The organism is Lacipirellula limnantheis, from assembly GCF_007746075.1.
GTDB lineage: Bacteria > Planctomycetota > Planctomycetia > Pirellulales > Lacipirellulaceae > Lacipirellula > Lacipirellula limnantheis.
This window is the reverse complement of the sequence record NZ_CP036339.1, coordinates 1,147,037-1,168,529: the sequence shown is the minus strand read 5'-3', so window position 1 is coordinate 1,168,529 and position 21,493 is coordinate 1,147,037. Positions and strand designations below refer to the sequence as shown.

General features: G+C 58.1%; 18 protein-coding genes and 2 pseudogenes. 4 read left to right on the top strand and 16 right to left on the bottom strand.

Annotated elements, in window-relative coordinates; all coding sequences use genetic code 11:
- Positions 1-411 precede the first annotated feature (411 nt).
- The 8 genes and pseudogenes from I41_RS04490 to I41_RS04455 form a co-directional block, all read right to left on the bottom strand.
- Positions 412-3,069, bottom strand: a complete 2,658-nt coding sequence (locus I41_RS04490; RefSeq protein ID WP_145431305.1) for an SDR family oxidoreductase — start codon at positions 3,067-3,069, stop codon at positions 412-414.
- Positions 3,070-3,332: 263 nt separating this feature from the next.
- On the bottom strand, positions 3,333-3,542 hold the full coding sequence (locus I41_RS04485) for a hypothetical protein (protein ID WP_145431303.1): 210 nt from the start codon (positions 3,540-3,542) through the stop codon (positions 3,333-3,335).
- A gap of 125 nt (positions 3,543-3,667) precedes the next feature.
- Positions 3,668-4,150, bottom strand: a complete 483-nt coding sequence (gene dps / locus I41_RS04480) for a DNA starvation/stationary phase protection protein Dps (protein WP_145431301.1) — start codon at positions 4,148-4,150, stop codon at positions 3,668-3,670.
- 87 nt (positions 4,151-4,237) lie between these two features.
- Positions 4,238-4,423 carry a carbon storage regulator gene (locus tag I41_RS28475; protein ID WP_210421111.1) on the bottom strand — a complete coding sequence of 62 codons (186 nt, stop codon included), beginning with the start codon at positions 4,421-4,423 and terminating at the stop codon, positions 4,238-4,240.
- Positions 4,420-4,911, bottom strand: coding sequence for an IS5 family transposase (locus I41_RS04470; protein WP_246133802.1), 492 nt, complete (start codon positions 4,909-4,911; stop codon positions 4,420-4,422). The genes I41_RS28475 and I41_RS04470 overlap by 4 nt, the downstream gene beginning before the upstream one ends.
- 56 nt (positions 4,912-4,967) lie before the next feature.
- A pseudogene (locus tag I41_RS28470) lies at positions 4,968-5,249 on the bottom strand (transposase); the annotation flags it as partial.
- A gap of 266 nt (positions 5,250-5,515) precedes the next feature.
- Positions 5,516-5,695 (bottom strand): hypothetical protein, encoded by a 180-nt coding sequence (locus I41_RS04460; protein WP_145431295.1) that lies wholly within the window; start codon positions 5,693-5,695, stop codon positions 5,516-5,518.
- Positions 5,696-5,995: 300 nt separating this feature from the next.
- Positions 5,996-6,493 carry a fasciclin domain-containing protein gene (locus I41_RS04455; protein ID WP_145436250.1) on the bottom strand — a complete coding sequence of 166 codons (498 nt, stop codon included), beginning with the start codon at positions 6,491-6,493 and terminating at the stop codon, positions 5,996-5,998.
- Between the two features lie 443 nt (positions 6,494-6,936).
- On the opposite strand from I41_RS04455, the gene I41_RS04450 reads away from it, so the two are divergent.
- Positions 6,937-7,866, top strand: coding sequence for a MerR family transcriptional regulator (locus I41_RS04450; protein WP_145431292.1), 930 nt, complete (start codon positions 6,937-6,939; stop codon positions 7,864-7,866).
- A 506-nt stretch (positions 7,867-8,372) separates the two neighbouring features.
- On the top strand, positions 8,373-8,858 hold the full coding sequence (locus I41_RS04445) for a hypothetical protein (protein WP_145431290.1): 486 nt from the start codon (positions 8,373-8,375) through the stop codon (positions 8,856-8,858).
- An 18-nt stretch (positions 8,859-8,876) separates the two neighbouring features.
- Here I41_RS04445 and I41_RS28465 read toward each other — a convergent pair.
- The 4 genes and pseudogenes from I41_RS28465 to istA all read right to left on the bottom strand — a co-directional run.
- Positions 8,877-9,268 (bottom strand): annotated as a pseudogene (locus I41_RS28465) (transposase); the annotation flags it as partial.
- Entirely contained in the window at positions 9,202-9,681 is a 480-nt protein-coding gene (locus I41_RS28460) for a transposase (RefSeq protein ID WP_391524829.1), read from the bottom strand. The pseudogene I41_RS28465 and the gene I41_RS28460, both read right to left, overlap by 67 nt.
- A 518-nt stretch (positions 9,682-10,199) precedes the next feature.
- A complete protein-coding gene (gene istB, locus I41_RS04435; RefSeq protein ID WP_145431288.1) occupies positions 10,200-10,991 on the bottom strand; it encodes an IS21-like element helper ATPase IstB in 792 nt (263 codons plus the stop codon).
- Positions 10,988-12,478 (bottom strand): IS21 family transposase, encoded by a 1,491-nt coding sequence (gene istA, locus I41_RS04430; RefSeq protein ID WP_210421110.1) that lies wholly within the window; start codon positions 12,476-12,478, stop codon positions 10,988-10,990. The genes istB and istA overlap by 4 nt, the downstream gene beginning before the upstream one ends.
- Positions 12,479-12,788: 310 nt before the next feature.
- Here istA and I41_RS04425 point away from each other — a divergent pair, with 310 nt between their 5' ends.
- Positions 12,789-13,469: a hypothetical protein gene (locus I41_RS04425; protein WP_210421109.1), complete on the top strand. Its 681-nt coding sequence runs from the start codon at positions 12,789-12,791 to the stop codon at positions 13,467-13,469.
- Between the two features lie 203 nt (positions 13,470-13,672).
- Here the strand turns inward: I41_RS04425 and I41_RS04420 are convergent, their stop codons facing one another.
- The 3 genes from I41_RS04420 to I41_RS04410 form a co-directional block, all read right to left on the bottom strand.
- Entirely contained in the window at positions 13,673-14,932 is a 1,260-nt protein-coding gene (locus I41_RS04420) for a hypothetical protein (protein ID WP_145431282.1), read from the bottom strand.
- A 115-nt stretch (positions 14,933-15,047) separates the two neighbouring features.
- Complete coding sequence (locus tag I41_RS04415; RefSeq protein ID WP_145431280.1) at positions 15,048-16,421, bottom strand: hypothetical protein; 1,374 nt, start codon at positions 16,419-16,421, stop codon at positions 15,048-15,050.
- 325 nt (positions 16,422-16,746) lie between these two features.
- Complete coding sequence (locus I41_RS04410; RefSeq protein WP_145431277.1) at positions 16,747-18,375, bottom strand: DUF7453 family protein; 1,629 nt, start codon at positions 18,373-18,375, stop codon at positions 16,747-16,749.
- A gap of 139 nt (positions 18,376-18,514) precedes the next feature.
- Between I41_RS04410 and I41_RS27025 the strand changes: the two genes are divergently transcribed.
- Entirely contained in the window at positions 18,515-18,667 is a 153-nt protein-coding gene (locus I41_RS27025; protein WP_168206683.1) for a hypothetical protein, read from the top strand.
- Positions 18,668-18,928: 261 nt separating this feature from the next.
- Here the strand turns inward: I41_RS27025 and I41_RS04405 are convergent, their stop codons facing one another.
- A complete protein-coding gene (locus I41_RS04405; RefSeq protein WP_168206682.1) occupies positions 18,929-21,400 on the bottom strand; it encodes a recombinase family protein in 2,472 nt (823 codons plus the stop codon).
- Positions 21,401-21,493 lie beyond the last annotated feature (93 nt).

Genomic DNA, 21,493 nt, shown 5'->3' with positions numbered 1-21,493 from the left:
CCACTGGTCGGCCCCAGGGGAACGGTGATATCAGTGAGACGCCGTGTCTGAGTCGTAGAACGCGACCCGATGATATTCGTCGTTCAGTCAAACTCGAAAGCCGGGCAATTGCTTCAGTTCTGCGGAGAACACGCATCGGTTATTGGTAGAACTTGATTTCCTTGCCGACGCCGGGTCATCGTCGAACGTCGGCGGCCTGCCGCAGTAGCCGCGCCTGACGACTTCCTGATTAAGTGTGCGAAGTTGACGCTAGAGCGTTTGCATCTCATCGGCCGAGACGGCGATTTGGCACTTCCAGTAAACGCCTGCGTTGATCGCGACAACACCGAAAACAACGTCGTTTTGTTCGCGCGCCGTGTGAAAGTCGCTAAACGGTAACTTCTTCCACGTTACCGCGCACCCTGTGTTGCTTTAGTCGGTGGGTAGAAATACCCATAGTGAAGGCCTTCCACAGTTGCAGTGAACGGCACGGCCCAGGAGGCCCAGGCCAGCGAGACTCAGATAAATGGAACTACGCGCCGCGTCCCAAAAGCCGATGCGGCCCTTCAATCGCGGTCCATCCAGGCGGTTCTGCACGCTGGGGATGGGGTGAAAGATGGTCTCGATGAGCGCAGGCCTTATCGGTTCTCCGTCCTGCAGGTCGTCGAGAAGACGTGTCGTGGTACGCAGCGTCTCGGGCGATTTTCCCTCAATTTCGGCACGCTCATCAATTTCAATGACGCCACGGCGGCTCAACGTCGGCAGCGTCAGAAGCCCGATGAACGACCACAAGCTGAACCACAGACTGAACTCGATCGTGCCACCGGCCGTGCCCAATCGCGACGATCCGACGAGCCACGCAGTAATCGCGAGGCCCGTCAGCGTGAACAAAACGGCTACGGCCCGTCCACGTCGCCAGCTGCCTGTCTTCACCGCCAGTGCACGCCGATTCAACGCGGCCTCGAACCCAATGGCTCCAAGTACCTCTCGCCACCTTTTTGGCACTATCTGCAGGCGTGGTCGCCACACCCCCACGACGGCCCCGGTGAATCCTTCGTCGGAACTTTGGGCCACGATGATTGGCAGGGCCTCGCGAGTCTGGACGAATGTGTGCTCGATCGGCGTCAACTGGAGCGGGGCCATGAGCTTCGCCAACGCCAAGCGCCCACGGAGAAGAAAGAGACTTATTAAGGAGCCGGCCACCACGGTTCCGACAATCCCTCCCCACCGTCCGGCCAACAGGATTGCCATAGCGGTGAGGAACAGCATTGCTGCGTGCGCGGTCACGCCGCGCGCGAGGCTAAGAAGGTAGCGTGGGAATTGCTCGTGAGACCGGCCGAAACGCTTGGGCAGTAAATAGCCGCCAAACAGGTCAAAGGGCAAATGAATCGCCGCATAGATCAGTACAAACCCCAAAAGACCGCGGGCTTGTCCCCAGATCGTCGAATCGATGTTTTGTTGAATACGGGCCGGCAGATCGAGAAACAAACCTAAAGTCGTCAGCGTCACGAGCGTGCCGACCGCGGCCATGCCCAACCACAGCCGCGCGCGGCCGTATCCTGGCGCACCGGCAGCGCGTGGAAAGTAATCGGATATTATGGTACCTTGTACGCGACTACTCGACTCAGCAACCCTACGAATACCTCTCAGCATTCCCCCGAACACAAAGTTGTGCAACGGAAGGACCGCGTACCAGTACAAAATGCCAAGTAGTCCCTTCGGTCGAAACCTCGCCGTCATCGTGAGCGTTATTCGCCCAGGGACCTCTTCCGGCTCGAGTTCAAAATTCAGCATCGCAGTTCCTGGCAACTTCATTTCGGCCAGAAGTGACAGTGAACGGTTACGTTCGATGCCGACCACGCGCCAGAAGTCGAGCGCTTCTCCGAACTCCACCTGATCTGCGTTCCGCCTCCCCCGGCGAAGCCCTGGGCCTCCGACCAATTTGTCCATCCAGCCCCGGATGCGCCAGAGGATGTCCCCCGCATACCAGCCATGGCCACCGCCGATTCGACAGATGGCACCGAAAACCGAACCCGGATCGGCTTGGATCAGCACGGTCCGTTGGTCCGTGAATACAGTTCCACCGGCCCACTGAGGGTCGCCAGGAATCGGACCGGCGGCCGACCAACGTGTTTCCACCTCGTTCGCTTCGACCTGCTGGAGCGATTGGCGAATCGCTGCCCGCACAGTCAGAGGCTGGTGCGGCATCAGTCGCTGCGCTGCGTCGTTGGTAACGACGACGCGGTTTTTCAGCCCCTCACCGAGCGGACGGGCGATGCGGTACGACACCGGCGTGACCAAACTGATCCACAAAGAGCTGAGCCGTGGCGTGAGTACGGGCAAAGGGATGATCAACCGTTTAGGCAGATGCAGTTCTTCGGCCATGATCCGCATCAAATCGCGGTAAGGCAGCACGTCAGGCCCGCCGATTTCCAGCGTTTGGCCAATCGTCTCGGGCGTGCTCAGGCAGCGCACCAGCCAGTACAAAACGTCGGCGATTGCGACGGGCTGGGATTCCGTCTTGACCCAGGCCGGCGTGACCATCACCGGTAGTCGCTCGACAAGGTAACGCAGGATCTCGAACGAAGCCGACCCGGCGCCAATAATCATCGCGGCTCGAAACGAGGTCACCGGCACGCCGGTCGAAGCCAGTTGTTCCTCTACCTCTCGGCGTGAACGAAGGTGCTGGCTGAGACCGGCGCCCATTTCGCCAAGCCCGCCCAGGTAAATTATCCTTCCAACGCCCGCTTTTGCAGCCGCTTCCGCAAAACTCGTTGCCAGCTGGCGGTCACGCTCCGCGTAGACTCCGCCAGTGGCTTCCATCGAGTGGACGAGGTAGAACGCGACACTGCATCCCCGGAGTTGCCCAACAAGCTCGTCCTGCTCCGACATGTCGCCTGCAACGACGCTGACATTCGGGTCCGACCGCCATGGCCGCTCGCTGAGTTTGCGGGGCTCACGGGCCAGGCAACGAACCGAGTAACCGCTGGCCAGTAGTGCGGGGACAAGTCGTCCGCCGACATAACCACTGGCTCCTGTCACGAAGATCGGCGAACTGCTCGGCTCTCGCGCTCCTCCAAAACTTGGCATGGTTCATCCGCGCGGGAGTAAAAAACCAATCAGATAGTGGGGCTTAGGGAACACTTCCTTCACACCAAACCACCGCGATCGAACCAGCACACGAATGCCGACCCGCTCAAATACGCCCTGGAGAGGTAGCAGGCTTGCCCTCCATGTGCGCCTCAACGTAAGCAATGTCCTGAGCTTGTCAGCGGCAACCGTCAATTCACGGTTCGCGGCGACAAGACTAACCGGCCGACCATCTACGTCACCATGTAGACGGCCGACCAAACTCAGTTTGGGGCTTGGCCCTGATCCGAGGTGCGGATCTTCATCGTCCCGCTCAAGACCCATTCGGCGTGCTCAGCCTGCGGACCAGTCCCGCTGGGGATCTTGATGTGCATATCGACAAATTCGTACGAAATTTCCGCGTTCTTGCCGGTCAGTCGTTCGTACAGCCCCATCGCGAGGTCTGGCCAGTTGGTCGTGTGGTCTGCGGACATTGAAAGCTCCTAGAAAGAGTGAGTGCAAGGTAATGGTCAATGCGACCAACGTTCATTTCGATCAATCGCGAGTTTCTCAGCTTGCCGGACCAGATGGCGACGCTCGGCTGTCCGTGCCGTCAGCGTTACCGATCGCCTTGCAGATGCGATTCCACGAACCAGAGTTTCTTGTCGATGCCTCTCGACACTTCGGTGAACAGGTCCGCGGTACCGGCATCCCCGATTTCCGCAGCCTGACTAACGCCGCTGCGTGTTGCTTTACCAACCATCGCCATCGAAGTGGACAAAGCATCAACGTGAGCTTGTCCACTGGTAATGTCCAGGGGGTAGGGAGCCAGCATAGATCGCTTGCCCACGACATCGATCGTTCCCTCGGCTCGCCCCCCCAGGGCCGCTATTCTCTCAGCGACTGTATCCACAAGCCCTTCAGCTTCTTCAGCGACGCTATCAAACAGCTCATGCAAGGCGATGAAGTTCGGCCCCTTGACGTTCCAGTGGGCCTGCTTCGCTTGAAGTTGTAGGTCAATCAGGTCAGCCAGCAAGGCGTTGAGAAGCTTGATAGCAGCGTCGCGCTTTTCGGCCGGTAGATCATTTTTGGTGGGGTTCATGGAAAGACTTATTTCAGTGTTTACCTAAAAGTCTCCTCTAATGTTGATTCAGCCGATTCGCGAAGTGCTTCGTAGGAAGCTCGTCAATCAGTCTGCTTCGCTCCTTGACGCTGTCGGAAGCAACGCGATTTCTGCCCGTAGCACCTGAGTTTCCTTGGGGGCTTCAATGCCAATCTTGACTCGACGGCCTTCGATTGCCCGAACAACGACGACGATATCTTCCGAGATCCTAATCTGTTGTCCGACCTTTCGTGACAGTAGAAGCAGTTTCAAAACCTCCTCATGACGACCATGAGGCAGGCAAGTTGTACGAATCCGTGAAAGAGATTGGCGTGATACTCGTAGCGGGTGACAATCCGTCGGAAGTTCTGGAGCCAGCTGATCGATCGTTCGATCTTCCAGCGTCGGCGATATCGCCGGAGCTTGCGGCCGTCTTGAGTGGACGGCTTCTTGCGATTCTTCCGGTGCGGGCAGACCAGTTCGATGCGACGGCGCGCCAGCCGGGTTCGGAGCTCGTCGTTGTCGGCGGCCAAGTCGTAGAGGAGCCGGCGAGGCTTCTTGGGAAGGAGGCGCTGCTCCAAGAGGGGTTCGATCAGCGCCTGTTCATGGGGACTGGCGCTGGCGATTTCGGCCGCGAGGGGCAAGCCGCGACCGTCGGTGAGGACCATCGTCTTGGTTCCCTTGCCGCACTTCGTCTTGCCGACGCACAGCCCCCTTTTTTCGCCGAGGAGAATGTTCCGTCGGCAATCCCTTCGTCCCACTGGATGCGTCCCTGGCGATCGAGCATTCGCAGCAGCCTCGCCCAGGCCTTCGTCCAGACGCCAGACTCGGTCCAATCCTGGAAGCGTCGCCAACAGGTCGGAGGAGAAGGAAAGTGCGCTGGCAAGTCCTGCCACCGAGCGCCGCTGCGGAGCACCCACAAGATGCCCTCCACGCACTCGCGCGCAGCGCGGCGGGGTCGACCGCCCTGGGGCGACGGAGCTGGCTCGGGGAATAAATCGGCAATCCACTTCCATTGCTCGTCAGTGAGCTGCGGTTGGGGCTCCTTCCTGGACCCCGCGCGGGCCGCCGCCCGTTCGTTGCGGGATCGAATCGACATCAGTAACCTCCTTGGTCGGTCACTGGTACGAAGTAAAGAGCCTCACTGTTTAGCTATCACTTAGGGTTTTGAAACTGCTTCTAACAACATCATTTCAGTCCCCTGCCACTTCCCTGGTTCACCGCAATTGTCTTCAAGTCAAACTTATGTCTGTCAGAGGCCTTGCGATTTAATCTTTAGTATCGCTGTCCACCGCATAGAGCAGAATCGCAGTCGCGACTCCGCACAGCAGGGTCGCAAAACAACCGACCAGAAAGATTATCCAATCACTCATGCCGTCCTCCGCCGTTGGTGAGTAAGGCGCCGAAAGACAATATGGACGGCACCCAGAGTCCCACGAACGCGCCTTGGTCCTTGTCAACGGAGAACCAGAGGTAGATCGAGAACAAGAAGGACAAGCCAGCGGCGACTAGAATCAGCAGTTTCGCAGTCTTGACGCTCCTCATGCTTTATTTCCTATGTTAACGTCGCTCGTCAGCTAGCCATGAGCGATAAGGAAGGCGAATCGAATCACGTGCAGCGGGCAATAAGCGTCATCCAAACAGTTGCACCATCCAGGCCTCAGTTCGAGTAACGAACTGCGTCCCTGTCGGCGGCTACTGTTAACGAAAGCTTGAACTTAGCTTGTCCTCGGACTTGCCGAACTCTCAGCCTGCTAACGCCTATTTTCGATGTGAGAACTGAGTGAATTGAAGAAAGAGTCACGGCTGGCAGACGTCCGACAGCCGTGACTCGGATCACACGGACTATTCCTTGGGAATCAGAACGGCGTCAATCACGTGAATCACGCCGTTGCCACAGTCGATGTCGGCCTTCACGACGTTGGCGTCGTTGATCTTCACGCCGTCAGCGGCATCAATCGCGACGGTTTGGCCTTGGACGGTCTTCGCGGATTTGATCTTCACGACGTCGGCAGCCTTCACATTGCCGGCTACCACATGGTACGTCAGGATCGCGACTAACTTGTCCTTGTTCTCCGGCTTGAGCAACGTCTCGACAGTGCCGGAGGGTAACTTCTCGAAGGCCTCATCGGTGGGTGCGAAAACGGTAAACGGCCCCTTCCCCTTAAGCGTTTCCACTAGTCCGGCGGCCTTCACGGCGGCGACCAGCGTCTTAAACGAGCCCGCTTCTACAGCGGTGTCAACGATATCCATCTTGTCTTCCTTTTGATGACTGACTGCGGTGACAGAACTTTTGGCACACTTCTCGCCGGCCACGGCAGCAGACGAGCTGGCCAACAACATGGCGACGACGGCGAACACAACTGAGCTTTTCCAAGCACAAGACATAACACGCTCCTTTTCAACTTGAGTGACTGTTATCAACATGCCTGGGCAATCGAACGACGAGCCGAACTTCATCGGAACTGCCGCCGCCACCCAGGGTGGCGTTAGCGCCTTTGTGGACGGAGAGCCGATTCGGCCATCGATCAGCAACCGGCCACCTCGAGTAATTCGTTCAAAACGTTCTCGCTCATTTATACCCAGGCCGCCCCGTCAATCAATAGGTATTCGTTCAAATCATTCAAATTAGTGAAGCGGAACGACTGAACTCAATGCGGGTAAAGGACTTAGAATTTGCAGATAAATTCGGGAAACAGCCAAATGGACAGCGACTTTCTCCAGGCATATAATTCGTTCAAAGCGTTCTTTAGGCGATTCTTGGTGAACTGGGGCCGTCCGTAGATATGCTCGTTTCTCCTAAGCAAGTTGCTCAAGCCATCGGCGTCAGCGAGTCATCCCTCAAACGCTGGTGCGATCGGGGCCTTTTGACCGCTGTTCGCACGGCGGGCGGACATCGACGCTTGGCAATCGACGATGTGTTTCAGTTCCTCAGACAGTCGGGGCAGCACCTTCTTCGCCCCGAGCTTCTGGGGCTTCCCTCGAACACAGGACAGGGAACCACAGTGATTGAAAGGGCCCGCGATCAGATTCGTGAGGCGCTGATTGCCGGGGACGAAGAGCAGTGCCGGCGGATCGTGTTCGACCTGTACCTCGCCGGGCAATCCGCCTGCGACATTTGCGATCGAGTCCTTGCCCCTGCCTTGCACGACATTGGTGAACGCTGGCAGTGCGGCGAACTGAATATTTATCGCGAGCGACGTGCTTGCGAAACTGGCTTGAAGATGCTGCACGAGCTCCGCATGGCAATGCGGACTCCCAATGCAGAAGCCCCCTCGGCAGTCGGCGGTACGCTGGAATGCGACCCGTATCGACTGCCGACTGCGATGATAGAGATTGTGCTGCGCGAGCTAGGCTGGCAGGCCACCTCCCTCGGTACGCAGCTGCCTGCCACCACGCTCGCGGAAGCAGTCCGCGACAATCGCCCCCGTTTGCTCTGGGTTAGCGTCTCCTGCATTGAATCCGTTCCAGCGTTTTTGGACGAGTATGCCGGTCTGTATTGTGCAGCGAAAGAGAGCGGTGCAGCAGTCGTCGTGGGCGGACGTGCACTGACCGCAGAGATCAGGCAGCAAATGACCTATTCCGCGTACTGTGACACTCTACGGCACCTCGTAACGTTTGCGGCTTCACTGACGCCAAGTGTTGAGCAGCACAACGGGTTCGATATGTCCGATGGGTCAGAAGTCGGGCAGGTCCCCAAACTACCTTCGAAATAGAAACTACCACTACCACACCGCGGCCATTCTTGCGTTCTAAGTGAGTCGACAAATGAAGAAGTTTTCCATGCCCTGAGTCAATGGCTAACCGCCTACCGCGATCCGCAGAGCGAATCACTGCATTACAACAGTCGCGCGAATCGTGCTCTTGGGCGAATACGTCAAGGCGGTCCTCAACAAAACCGCGCATGGAAGATCCTTTTCAACGACGCTCATCGACGTCACAACTCATTTGGATCGGCTGTGCGTCGACATGGCGATCGTTCGCGGCATCAAAGCCTTGCCGAAAACTGCGGAGAGGGTCGCTGCATAAGATCGGTGTGTCCCTAAGTTCGCGGCTTCGATGCGTCGCTAAAAACGTGACCCTCGGCAACATGGCTGGTGGCAGCGGCACATTGGAAATAAATGGTGGCCACGCCGCGTTTAATGAACTCGACGTCGGTTTCGCGGGCATCAGCAATCTGACAATTCGTAATGGCGACCAACCGAATTAAACAAGGCTGACGATGCCACAATCTGAATTCACACTAACATCGCTGTTGTTGCTCGCCGCCATGCAGCTTATCGGCGGCCCACCATGGGCTGTGCTAGGCGCGATCGCGATTGTCCCCATCGCCTTTACGGACTGCCGAACCAGCAGCATCGCCCTGATTGCTTCAAGCGTGAGTGTGGTTGTTCTCGCGCGTCTGACCGGCAACCGTCAGTTCTTCTTTCCCTACACGATGTACCTGGCGAGCATCGTGTTTGTGCAGCTGTGCGATCAGAACTTCTGGAGAGGTGTATTCGGGGGAACGGCCGTGTTGGCCGCCTTCTTTGTCGTGCGAACACAACAACACGCGACGGCTCGTGTCCTCTTCATCGAGTTCATCGTCGCCGCTTCGATTATCGTGTCCACGATGTTTGCTTGCAGTTTCAGCCCCCGACATGCAATATCGCGTGTCGTGATCACCATCGGGGCCGCATTGCTGGCCTTCTTCAGTCTCCTGATTTGAAGGGCGCATTTAGGAACTCTAACAAAACCTCTCAACTCGGTTCCAGCAGATAAGCATGCATCCAATCGCGAGGAACGCGTCGTGAATGTCGTCGCGTTTTTCGTACCGGACGCGCAGTCGGCGAAACTTGAACAGCCAGGCAAACAGTCCTTCCACCACGCACCGATGCTTTCCAAGCCGCTGCCATGTTCCGTATTTCGCTTGGCGATGAACGGTTGAATCCCGCGCTTGCGCAGCGGCCGGCGGATTTTCCCCTCGGCGTCGTAGGCACGATCGGCGTACGCTTGTTTCGGCCGCTTGCGTCGTCCGCCGCCAGGACGCTTGATCGCGGGAATCGCGTCAATCAACGGAATCGCTTGTTGGCTGTCATGGACGTGGGCCCCCGTTTGGATGATCGCAAGCGGCGTCCCTTGGCCATCGCAGGCAACATGCCGCTTCGAGCCATTTTTGCCGCGATCCGTGGGATTGGGTCCCGTGAGCGCCCCCCAAAAAGCGCCCGCACCGAGCAACTGTCGAGCACCGCTTTGTCCCAATCGATCTCGTCGGCCAAGCCCAGTTCGTCGAGCAGGACAAGCCACACCTGTCGCCAGATTCCAGCCGCATGCCAATCGCGCAGCCGACGCCAACAGGTCATCCCTGAACCGCAGCCCATCTCCTGCGGGAGGTATTCCCACGGACACCCTGTTCGCAACACGAATAGGATGCCCGTCAACGCGGCGCGATCCGGAACCGGCGGACGGCCCCCCTGGGGACGCGGCTTCGGCGCAGGCAACAAAGGTTCGATATGCAGCCACAATTCATCCGTAAGCAGCGGCTTGGCCATCTCGCGTTCCTCCATGAACGCCGAAAGAATAAACCAGCCGCTCAACTACTCAAATAGGTTTTGTTAGAGTTCCTTAGTTTGAACGCTCTTCGATCGCCCCCCGCCCCACTCTCAAGAAGTCATCCCACTTGCGGCACTCCCAAAATATCACCGTTTTTGAAACTTCAACGATGGACGCCTCCTCGCTTTTGCTTCAACGAAGCGGGACAGCGTTTTTCCAAGTAGTAGGGCTCACTGATTCCGGCCCCCCTGCAGTTCACCTTCAGGCGTGACTACGCGGAAAATCCCCCTTCCAGCGACCTCGCTCGAAAACTGGCCTTCTCATTTGCGTCCTAACGCACGCCAACGAGTTCATCTCGACTCGGAACACCTGCACCAAGCTACGCCCGCAATTCGCGACACACCCGTTGGCGACTACCGGAGACCAACTGTGTGACCGCCATTCTAAAAACGTAGCGCGCGGCGCCCCGAAACTGTAGCGCTAGTTGAGGTGCGGGAATGATACAGGCCCTCCCGCGTCAGGCCGTTGCCGTAGACTCCTTGTCGTTAGATCGACGACGCCGGCGTGCGTCCTTGAGCCGATAGCTCTCGCCTTTGGTTTCGAGGATATGGCAACGATGGGTGAGGCGGTCGAGCGCCGCGCCGGTGAGCCGCTCGCTTCCCAAGACCTCGGTCCAGTGCTCGAACGACAGATTGGTGGTGACCACGAGACTATGGCGCTCGTAGGCCGCGCCGATGACGTCGAACAACAGCTCGGCGCCCGCCTTACTGGCGGGAACGTAGCCCAGTTCGTCGAGGACGACCAGATCGAGCTTGGCCAACTGCGAGCGGAACTTGAGCAGCTGCTTGTCATCCCTGGCTTCGAACAGCATGGCGATCAGCTCGGTGACCCGAAAGAACCGTACCTTGCGGCCTTGCAGACAGGCGGACAGCGCGAGCGCCGTGGCGAGATGGGTCTTCCCCGTGCCGCTGGCGCCGACCAGCAGCAGATTCTCGCGCTGGTCGATCCAATCTCCCTTGGCCAACTCCAAGACTAACGGCTTGTTGACCGACGGCTGGAGGTCGAAGTCGAACTCCTGGAGCGTCTTGGTCGCCGGGAAGCGGGCGGCCTTGAGGCGCCGCTCGGCGGCGCGTCGTTCCCGATCAACGAGTTCCGCCTCGCAGAGGGCGAGGAGATAGGCCAAGTGATCAAGATTCTCTTTCGCCGCGCGAGCGGCCGTCTTCTCGCACTCGCTCTGCATCGTCGGCAGTTTGAGCTGCTTGAGATGATGCTTCACCAGCACCGTACTCTTCGTTTCGGTCTTGCTCATGAGGCGCCCTCCGTCAGCAGGGCCTGGTAGGCCGAAACGTCAGTCTGGCCAACGTCGACCAGCCGCAGATGGGGCCGACCGTCAAGCGAGAAGAGCGCCACCGGCGCTTCGCGACGGTGCTCGACGATCACGCGAATCGCATCGGCGTCATGGACGCCGATGTCGAGAGCGTACTCGACGGCATCCTGGAGTTGCTCCAGAGAGCACCCTTCCAAGAGTCGCAAGACGCGGATGAACTCGCGCGTTCCCAAGCCGCCCGGCTCCGTCTCCAACAGCCGGCGGAGCGCGGCGAAACACTCTGGCAAGTCCCACTCCTGGAGCGGCTTGGCATGATCGAAGCCTCCCGGCTTCTTCTCAAGTAGCGCCAGGTAGTGGACCGGATCGAACAGGTCCTGCTCCCGCTTCCAAGAGCGGCCGTGGCGAGCGACCAATCGGTCGCCGTCAATCAGCCGAACCTCGTCGACCGTCGCCACGATCGTGATCGGCCGGTGAGCATGCTTCACGGGGACGCTGTAGCGGTTCGTATCGAACTTTACCAGCGACAGCGAATTGGCCGACGCTTGAGTCACGCGGCGGGCGTCGAACGACTGCCGCGGCAGGTCAAGCATCGCTTGTCGATCTGCGGCGAGCAGTTCGCGCTTCGAACCCTCCTTGCCGCGGAGCGTCCGGTCGAGGTCTCGATCGCAACGTTGGAAGAGTTCGGCGTTGAGCGTCTCCAGCGACTCGACGCGCGCCACGGGGACGAGGAAGTTGCGGCGGGTAAACCCGACGAGCCCTTCGACCTTCCCCTTCTCATTGGCTCGGCGCACCAGGCAGAAGTGCGCTTGGAACAGGTAATGGCTCTGCAGCCGGAGGAACTCGCTGGTTAGCTGCCGGCTGCGGCTGCCGGTGATCTTGGCGATCGCCACGCGGCTGTTGTCGTAGCTGATCCGCGTCGGGACGGCGCCAAAGAACTCAAACGCCCGTCGATGACCTTCTTGAAAGGCCTCGGTGCACTCTCGGGGGAACGCCTGAATGAAGACGGCGTCCGAGTAGGGGAGCGTCATCACGAACAACGCCGCCTTGATCCGCTCGCCAGCGACGTCGACCTCGGCGAAGCCGAAGTCGACTTGCGCTTCGCCGGGAGGATGGGAGAGCGGCAGGAAGACTTCTTGGCTCCCTTGCCGCCACTGGCGGACAGCTTCCTTGACGCTGGAGTAACAGCCGTCGAAGGCGTGCTCCGCAACCAGCCGGTCGAAGATCCGCTGCGCCGTGTGGCGCTGCTTCTTCGGCGCCTTCGCGTCGCTCACGAGAATCTCGGCGATCAGCGGCAGGAAGCGCTCCATCTTCGGCCGCGGCCGGGACGTGGCGTGCCGGTAGCCGGGCGGCTCGACGTACGCCAGGACCTTCTGAATTGTCTCCCAGTGCAACTTGTATTCGCGACACGCTTGCCGCCGACTAAGCTCGCCAGTTAATACGCGGCGACGGATCTCAGCCCACTTCTCCATATTACGTAGCACTCCTGGCACGCCTCGCTTCACGAGCACTCAGTAATCAGTGACGGCAACCGGCCTGCGGCCGGCTGCCACGATGATCCCAGTGTCGCAAACTCGAAACAATGCACGGTTGTGCGCTACAGAATTCGGGCGCCAGACCTCCAGCCGCGCGCTACGTTTTTGGAATGGCGGTCACATAGCCCCCTCGTCGTAAAGCCGTTTCACTTCGGGGGCGATTTCGACGTACTTAAGCGGCTGCTCTACCGCTACTTCGCACTCGATCGGCATTGTCCAACTACGTGATCTTAACAGAACTAAGCCGGTGCTCCCCCTCTTGGCTGGTGGAACTGTGGATGCACCGCGCAGTGGATGGATTACTGGATCGACACCGCGCGACTCAGGTCCTGTAGATATTCTGGAGGGACTGGGAACGCTTACAGGTGAGTGCTCGACGAGTGAACCGCAGCCACCGACGCCGCCTCTGTTTATTTGGGACGGTCCAGGCTTTCATAGCATTGACGGGTCCAGTGAATTGACCGCCATTCCATTCGATGGAGCGAAGGGCGTTTGCTTGCAACCGATTTTCGCCGGTTCAGACGTAATCACCTGCAACTCCCCCATCGGCCGAATCGACTTCGATGAACCGGCACCGAAGTTCGGCGGTTACTGGCTCGATGCCGTCACCACATCACAGGCCGGACCGATAAGCCTCAGCTTTTTCGACGTCGCCAACAGTCCCATCGACGAGATTGCTTTTCACTATGACTTCGCAAACCTGCGTGGCGAGTCAGAGTGGTTCGCCTGGCAAAGCACTGTACCGATCCACGCCGTTTCGTTTACGGGCTTCTGGGCTAGCGTGGACGGGCTTCAAGTCACACTCGTCCCCGAACCGTCTAGCGTGTTCGTTGCGGGGATTTGCGGCCTGGTCGCGGCGACTCGTCTCAGATTCGCAGGATTTCTGCGTCGGCCGAGTTATGAATGCTGCGTACTCAGGCGGCTCTAGTTCACAGCGCCACCGCCATTCCCAACAACCCGCACATGACCGTCGTAGCTGGGCCGCTGGGATGGCAGTGATTCTGTAAGAAGCCTAATCGCACGAGTAATTGGGTGAATGCCTAAGCACTCTACAGATGGATAGAGCGAAGTCGAACACTTGGGGCAGTAAGGCGCGTCACGGTCGTTACCATGCCTCGGTCCATTGCAGCTCTAACGAAGTTTGTTCTCGGCGGCCTTGATTGCGGAAACTGGGAGAGAAAATAGGCGTGATTTGTCGTAGGAGATGATTGACTCGCCGTCTAGCGCGAAGCCGGCGACTTGATAAGGCGAGACATAGTCTTCTGTCTCTTCTCCTGGAAGTCGCCAGAGATGGCGATGGCGATCTGCGAGATGCATGACTGCCCCGTGAGGACCTTGTGGACGAGCGAGCCCGATAGTGAACAGCTGCAGATCGGGCGACCAGAGAACCTGCGAGCCGCCACCCGGCCTCGAAACCATGCTGTCCTGGCCCGTTGGATGGGTGTGATGCCAAAATCGCTGCATGTGCACGCGACCATCGGGAACGAGGCCAACGTACTGTTCCCTCACCGTCAGACCTTGGCCGGGACCTTGAATTCCGCTGGCGCCGACGCGTAGGAATTCGCCTCGATGCCCGGTGAAGATGATCGCTTCGTTCATGTAGCTGCCAGTAAAGATCTGGCGATCCCGAGTGACCAAGTCGTACCGGCAGCCATCCCAGTTGCTGTAATAGTCGACGCCGATCTGTTGGCGCCAGAAGACAAACCGCTCATCGGGTGACCAGATCATATTGAAGCCATAGTCACTCTTGGGCACGATTTCGTCGTGGCGGGCGATCACCTGGAATCCTTCGTCCACGACCACTAGCTGCCGAGTATCTTTCTCGACGCAGAGCCAGCGTCCACTGGTCGGCGAGGGAGTTAGATTGAGAAATGGAGTGGCGCGAGGCTTGTTCGTCGCCAGATCCCAGATCAGCGCGCGATCGCGACCGGAATTGTTGACAAGGAAACGACCGTCGCGGGTGATCACGCCGCCCGGGCCTCGGCGACCACTGTATGACAAGTCGCCGCTGGCAATTTCTTTGGGCTCGCCAGTGAGCGGCATACGCCACACATGCACCTGAGTGACGTGGCTATCGAGTTCTTTTCGAGGGATTTCGTGTGACAAGCTGTAGACGATGGCCGCAGAATCGGCGGTCCACTGGAAGTCCGCGATACGTTGCGAAACGTCGCGATACAAGTCTTTGTACTTTTTGGCGGTAACGGGATGATCGAGTGAGTCTAGGTCGCCAGGGTCGACGGACTTGGCGTAAACGTGCGACCAAGTGCCGGGAACCTCGATGAGTTGTCGCGACTTGCCAGCTGCAATGTCGGCGACGCAGGCATACCCGCGGCTAAAGTAGGCGACCTGCCGACCGTCTGGGGAAACGAGCGGCTCTGGCCTCGCGTCCATGATGAGTTTATCGTCGAGAACCTGCGACTCTGCAGGAAGCTCTGCCGGCCTCGCGCATGCGATGGCTCGCAATGAGGCGAGAAGCAATAGGAATGTTACCACCCGTCGGCCCATGCTATTGGTCATCACGAGCCTCCTCGGTTGGATCGACTGCGGGCACGGGCACGGAGAATAACGTCGATCCCGATCGGGCGATCAGTCGACGGCTCTCGTCAGCGAATGTGATCGGAAAGTAGGGCGTGATGTAACTGGCGTCGCTCACTGGCTCCAAGGGGGTCGTGCAGCCTTGAAGATCGATCAGATGATACTGGGCGCCGGGCGCCTGATCTTCGGGCCGCGGGAGTGCGAACGCGATGCGGCTGCCGTCGGCGGCCGCGATCATAGGAGGAAAGATCGAACCCCATTGCCCCTTTTCTGGTTTGCGAAAGCCTTTGGTGGTGAAGAGGTGTCGGGACTCGCCGTCTGGTTCCACCACGATGGCGCGCGTGCCCGCCTCTCCATTCATGTAGCCCCAGATGCCTTGGTTGGCAACGCGAAGTTGAAGGAACTTTCCTTCTGCCCCAATGAACAGGAAGCGATCGCTCACGTTGCACTTGACGCTTGGCGTCTGATGTCCCGTTTCGAGATTGATTCGGAGGGCGGTAGCTCCCTGCGAGCCATATTCGTTGTGCGTCCGGCAAATGGCGAAATGCTCGTCGTCTGACCAAGTCAGATCGACCATTCGTTCGACGGGGAACGTGACGTCGAATCGCTTGGCGATGGCGAATTGCTCGTCGACCAGCACGAGTTGGCGGGTGTCGATCTCGATCCCGAGGAACCGGCCGCTCGCCGATGACGGGACCAGGCGGTCGTAGGGCGTGGCCTGCGGCCGGGCCCGGTCGACATCCCAAATGAGCGTGGAGTAGTACGAGACGACGACGTGCTTGCGGTTAGTAGTGACGTGGAATGAGGAATCTTCTTCATATGGAATGCCGAACTGGCCTTCGATGACTGTGATTTCATCGACTTCGCCAGCTAGCGATACGTGCATGACATGGTAAGCCGTGACTGGCGTGTTGTTGCCCACGCGCTTTCGCACGGTGTAGAACAGCCCATCTTGCGAGGACGTCCAGCCGAGGCCAAAGACGTAGTCTCTGCCTGCATGAACCGGACCCGTTAGAGCCGTAAAGCGGCGATCGTGAGGCGAACGTGCTGACTTCTCGCGCTGCTCCAGATACTTGGGCTCTGCAAGAATTGAAGTGGTCGTGTTAGGGAGATCGACGAGTTTTGTGGGAGGGCCGACGTCGACGCCGCAGAGCCAGATCGCCCCCTTGCTGATGTATGCGATTTGCTTGCCGTCGGATGAGACGGCGAAGCTGTCTGGGTTAGCGACGTCCCATACAATGTCGGGATCTAGCACCGTTGCGTTGGGCGGAATTTCCGTGGCCTGAAGCAAGGGCGGCGATAGGCTTGAAAAGAGGATCGTAACAATGACAATTTTGCCGAACACGATTCGCTCCAAGCGGCACGTTCGCGCGATTGGTAATTGTACGTTCTGCGTAAGTTCCGACCGCTGCTGTTCCTCACTCATTCTCCCAGAGCCCCTCTAAGGACGCATGTTCTTCTCGGTTTGGATCGTCGCTACAGGAATCGTGTACAGCCGAGTAGCGTCCTTCGCGACAATAAGCTTGCCACCGCCAGCAAAACCGATGTGTGAGACAACATCATCTAGAGCAAGAGACGCCTTTTAAGCCTATCTCAGTTCATGACCACGAGTTGCACCAGATCTAAGTGCCATTCGTCGATTTCACCGACGCACTGTAGTTAGTGTGTACTTAATGGCGCGCCCAGCGCATTCTCGATCTGTACATTAAAGCTAACGGGCCCAATGCCACGATACTCGAGGGCTCCGGTATTGCCACAGCATTCGAGACAAACACGCCGCTGGTCCCGTCGGTGAATCGGGCGAAAAACGCAACTTGGCCAAGATCATTGAACCCAGTGATCCTGTCCAATCCAAAGCTGCCCCCCTCTGAGAAACTCAGATACTGAACTTCCCGCAGGTCCGGCGTGGCGGGGTTGACATTAACGTTCAGCGAATCTCCGGCCTTAACGATTGGTCGAAGGACGCCATTTCGGTCCTGCGCCCAGATGCCGTGGTGCAGCGGGCTGAAGTCGACAGTTCTAGCGCTAAACGCAAGCTGTCCGCGAGCGTTGACCGTGGGGGTTCCAAAATCAAGGAAAACAACATCGGTCCCAGGCGCCGAGTCGCCTTGTCGAGCCACCATTTTCAGTTCGCCAGAGGGATCCGCAGCCCAAATGCTCTCGGTCATAACATTGCCCTTAAGCAGGCTTGCGGCGAACGCCGCGTGGCCCCCATCGCCGAGAGCGGGGTCACGAAATGTTGGAAAGTTAATGTGGTTCGATGCAAACACCGCGTCGACTCCAGGCGCGTGTTGACCCTGAATAGCGACCAGAACCGAGCCTGTCTCGGTCGAGTACCGCCAGAGAGCCCTGCCGGAGTCATTTGAGTACGCAAGTTCACCCCGGCCATTGACGCGCGGCGGCCCGACAGCGGAAAAGGTTGCGTTGGTGCCCGGCGCGACGTCGCCTTCGCGCACGATTGCTTGAAGCGCGCCCGTGGGGGTAGCGAGCCAAATCGCTCCTTGCGTGCGGTCGTTGAAAAACGTACCTCGGAAGGCGACGTGTCCGCCGGAGCCAATTGCGAGACTTGAGTCAAAAGTGAGGATCTCCGACAGGTCCCTGAATGTCCCTGTGGTCCCGGGGGCGCTATCGCCTTGCCTGCCGACCAGATCGAGCGATCCGCCACCCACTTCGGCCCAAATCCCTTGGTATTTATCCACCGACGCATTCACGCCGCCGAAGAACGCGACGTCGCCATTCGCGTTTATCGAGGGACGGTGAATCTCGAAGTAAGTGACGCTAGTGGACGGTGCGATCGATCCATGTGCTGCAACGACAACGTCGGTGTGCCCCAGGCGATTCCGCAAGATGTTTACCGCGCTGCGCTGAGTCGCCGCCGGCTGGCCCGAGAACGAGCCGTGGTAGATGGTGTCGCCATAGTCGCTGATAAGGGGACGGGCAACATTCGCGTAGGTCGCATCGCCAGGCAGGCCCGGTCCTTCATGCGCAATTCGTCGAAGGCCGCTGCCGCCAGCTTCCGTCCAGACGCTTTCGTCATTGATGGCGCGTGTAGGCCGGGGCTCGAAGAGGAACTCAAAATTGTTGAACGAGGGCGAAGCAATGAACGCCGTCTCGCCAAGGTTATTCAGTGAAACACCGGAATAGCCAACGTCGCCGAACGTCTCATTGGTTCCTGGCGCAGTCATGCCCGATAAGGCGACGGTTCGTACGCCGCCAACCACGCCAGCCAGGCAGCTCTCAACCGACCACAAGAACATCGATCCGAGCGCCGCCAATGCCCACCTATGAACTGCCTTCATTGGTCATTCCATTTCTTAAGGATCGCTTGCCATGCACTGCCACTGCACAGTGCACCGTTTCTGCGGCGCTCGATCACTGCCCACCTTCGCAAACGCCCCTTGTAGACGACGATATGTGCCAGCGACGCGGCGGTCAAACATGTCGAAGTTTGCCAGCGAAAAGGAACCGTCAAGGACCACCGTGGTCGATGCGAACCCCAGTTTGCTGCATCGCAGTCCAACGACTAAGGAGAGCTTGGCTTGGGCGATAGTCGTGGTCGCTCCAGCGCTGGTCCCCCCCACCGTCGGCTGAAGCCTTGTTCGCTTGCGCGCGGAGGTTTCACGACCGCTAACTCTTGGAGCACAGTGTCGAAACGCAGTGCGATTTCGCCCCCGCACCAAAAAATCCCTCGGCTGCCAAGGGGCTAAAAAGGCATCCGCCTATCCGACGACCGGTCTTAGGGCCAGAGGGAACACGTGTTGGACCCGCTGCACTGTCTGGCCACGCTCGGCGTGAAGCCAGCTAACCTCGATCAGACCGACGTCTACCGCGACTGGCTTCTTCGATTCCGTCCTACTTATCGGCTCTTTTCGCCTCATCTTTTGTTTCAGCCGTCATTCGCCGTTTCTCACTAGATACTGTCGCCGCGCTGCACCCGACTTGCGCAGCGATATCTGCGTATTTGACTCGCGGTTGCAGGCAAAGAAGCCGCCGAATTTCGTCGTACTGCTCTGGTCGCAATACGTTCTTACTGTTTCGGCTTGGCATTCTGCCCGACGCCGCAGCGGCGATCGCCGCTGCGGGCCGGACGTGGTCGTAGGCGCGCACGGCGGTAGGGTGGGACATTTTGACTCCGTATTCGTTGGAGATGAAACCACGAATTTCGCGGAACGTCTCCCCTAATTCCCTCCGTTCGGCAATTAGCTCGCCGAATTGCAAATATTTACACTCGACTTTATCCCCCTCTTTTTCCCTACCCTTCTTTCTTCGGTCTCGCTTCTTCCCCTTAGGCTCCCACTGCGGCTTCTCCCCCGTCTGCGCGAACTTCAAGATCGTTCGGATGACCGACGTCGACTTCTTGAACAGCGCAGCCAAGCTCTCGATGCTTGCGCCCGACGTGTGTAAACGCAAGAGTTCCGGTGCAATCTGGACGTACGGTGGGACAGTTTCGAGGGGCACGATGGCGTCCGTTAACAGTGTCCAATCACTTAGATGTAGGTACTCCCATGTAGGAGCGTTTAGACACTGTGACTTCGCAGTTAATTCAGCGACTACTGGGACTAAGTTGATTAAGAATTTCGCCGTCCAGACACGTTTCTTCGCAGCATTGGTAGTCTGACTAACGACCACTTGGCCGACCAGCTTTTCGATAACTGGAGCGGCATCCTCCTTATCGGAGTTCAATAGCTGCCTAATTTGGTCAAGAGCCTTGGATACCGCCTCTGCATCCAGAGGCACTGGAGTGGACAGCTGCCGGGACTTTATGTCCCGAAGCTCGGCTTCGCGTTCCTTGAGTGATTGCTCATAGTCGTTTACCCGTGAGATTGCTGCTTCACTCGGATTCTCTTCGAACTTATCCAGGTATAACGCCACCTTCTTCTTTAGTTCCTTAATAGTCCTTTCAAGCGGCTTCGTATCCTTGACAGGTTTGTTAATCTCGTCGGCCAGAAATTTGTTCGCCCGTTCTAATACCTCCTGCTCGCAAGCCGGCGTGAGGCTCGACCGCACATGGTCGAGGATGCACGACTCGATGATGCGGACTGACTTATAGCCCCCCATTTGGCACTTGTGTTTGTGGTCCCGGGCGCTGGGACAGAAGAGGCTCTTATGTTCGCCGGTCCTCCCGATCACGAGCCGCGTACCGCAGCTGCATACAGGTCTAATCAGTAAGTTACTGTAGACTGCTGTGCGAGCAGGTGCGTTTTTGAGCTTAGTGTCGTGAGCGTCGCGGCATTGCCTTCGGCGTGCCTGAGCCGCCTCGAACATTTCATCAGAAATAATGCGTAGATGCGGAACATCTCGTCGCTTCCACTCGCTTTCCGGCACCTTAATGGTGGTTCGCTTACCTGACTCGCTATCGAAGCAATTGCGCGTCATGCCTTCGACTTCTTCACCGATATAGGTTCGTCTGGTCAACAACTGAGTGACGTTTGGGCCGTCCCACGTTTTTCGTCCACCCACTTCATGATCGTTGAAGAATGCCGCGATTTTCGATGGGCTCTTGCGACCATCGACGTACATTTCAAATGCCTTAATCACCCACTCTACATGTTCGTCATCAACTACCTTCTGAACGTCGACACGACCCTTGGTATCTACGATTGGACAACCCTCAGCATCTAAGCAGGGAACCAGCTTGTATCCGAAGCTCGGGGGTCGAATATTCTTACCAATGCGAAATGCGTCGTCGGTTCCGCGTCTCACCTTCCCACGGAGCTGATCGACGAAGTGCTCGTGCACCATGGCGAACATCGATAGCATCATCTTTGAATGCGCGTGACTGGAGTCAAAACCGTCAGTGCAGCCGACTAATCGACTACCGCAGTTGTCCATCAAACGACCAAGCTTCAAAGTTTCGATGGCGTCCCTGGCTGCCCTTCCAATTTCATCAATCAGGACGAGTCCGATTCTGCCCGACTCGACTTCAATGGCCGCCTTGGCCATTTGATACCCGCGACGAGCTGCGGACGTGCCACTCACTGCGGCATCTGCGAAAACAAGATCCCAGGGCACCCAGTGACCGAGTTGTGCAGCCTTTTCCAGACAATTCCGCAGTTGCTGGTCAAGGGAGCGCGGGTTGCTCTTGTCGCAGCTATAGCGTAGATAGACCGCCGCGACAGGCGTCAACGACAAAGAGGTTTCTAGCGGCGACGACGGGCGCCAATCTAAGTCAAGAAATGCGTTCCGAAACTCATCGACAAGGCAGGCGGCTGTCTGCTTGTCAGCGCGAGGCAGGAGTCGGGACAACTCCACTGATCCATAAAGCCTCAGCTGAGTTTCCAGATAAGTCTTGGCTAAAGCCAGTAGGGCCGAATTGTCGGGCAACCCTCGCTCGTTTGTTGACTTCCGGCGAGTGCGGCCGCCAATCGCCCCCCCAATTCCAACGAAGAAGAGCAAGCTAACACTAGTGGTGCCTGC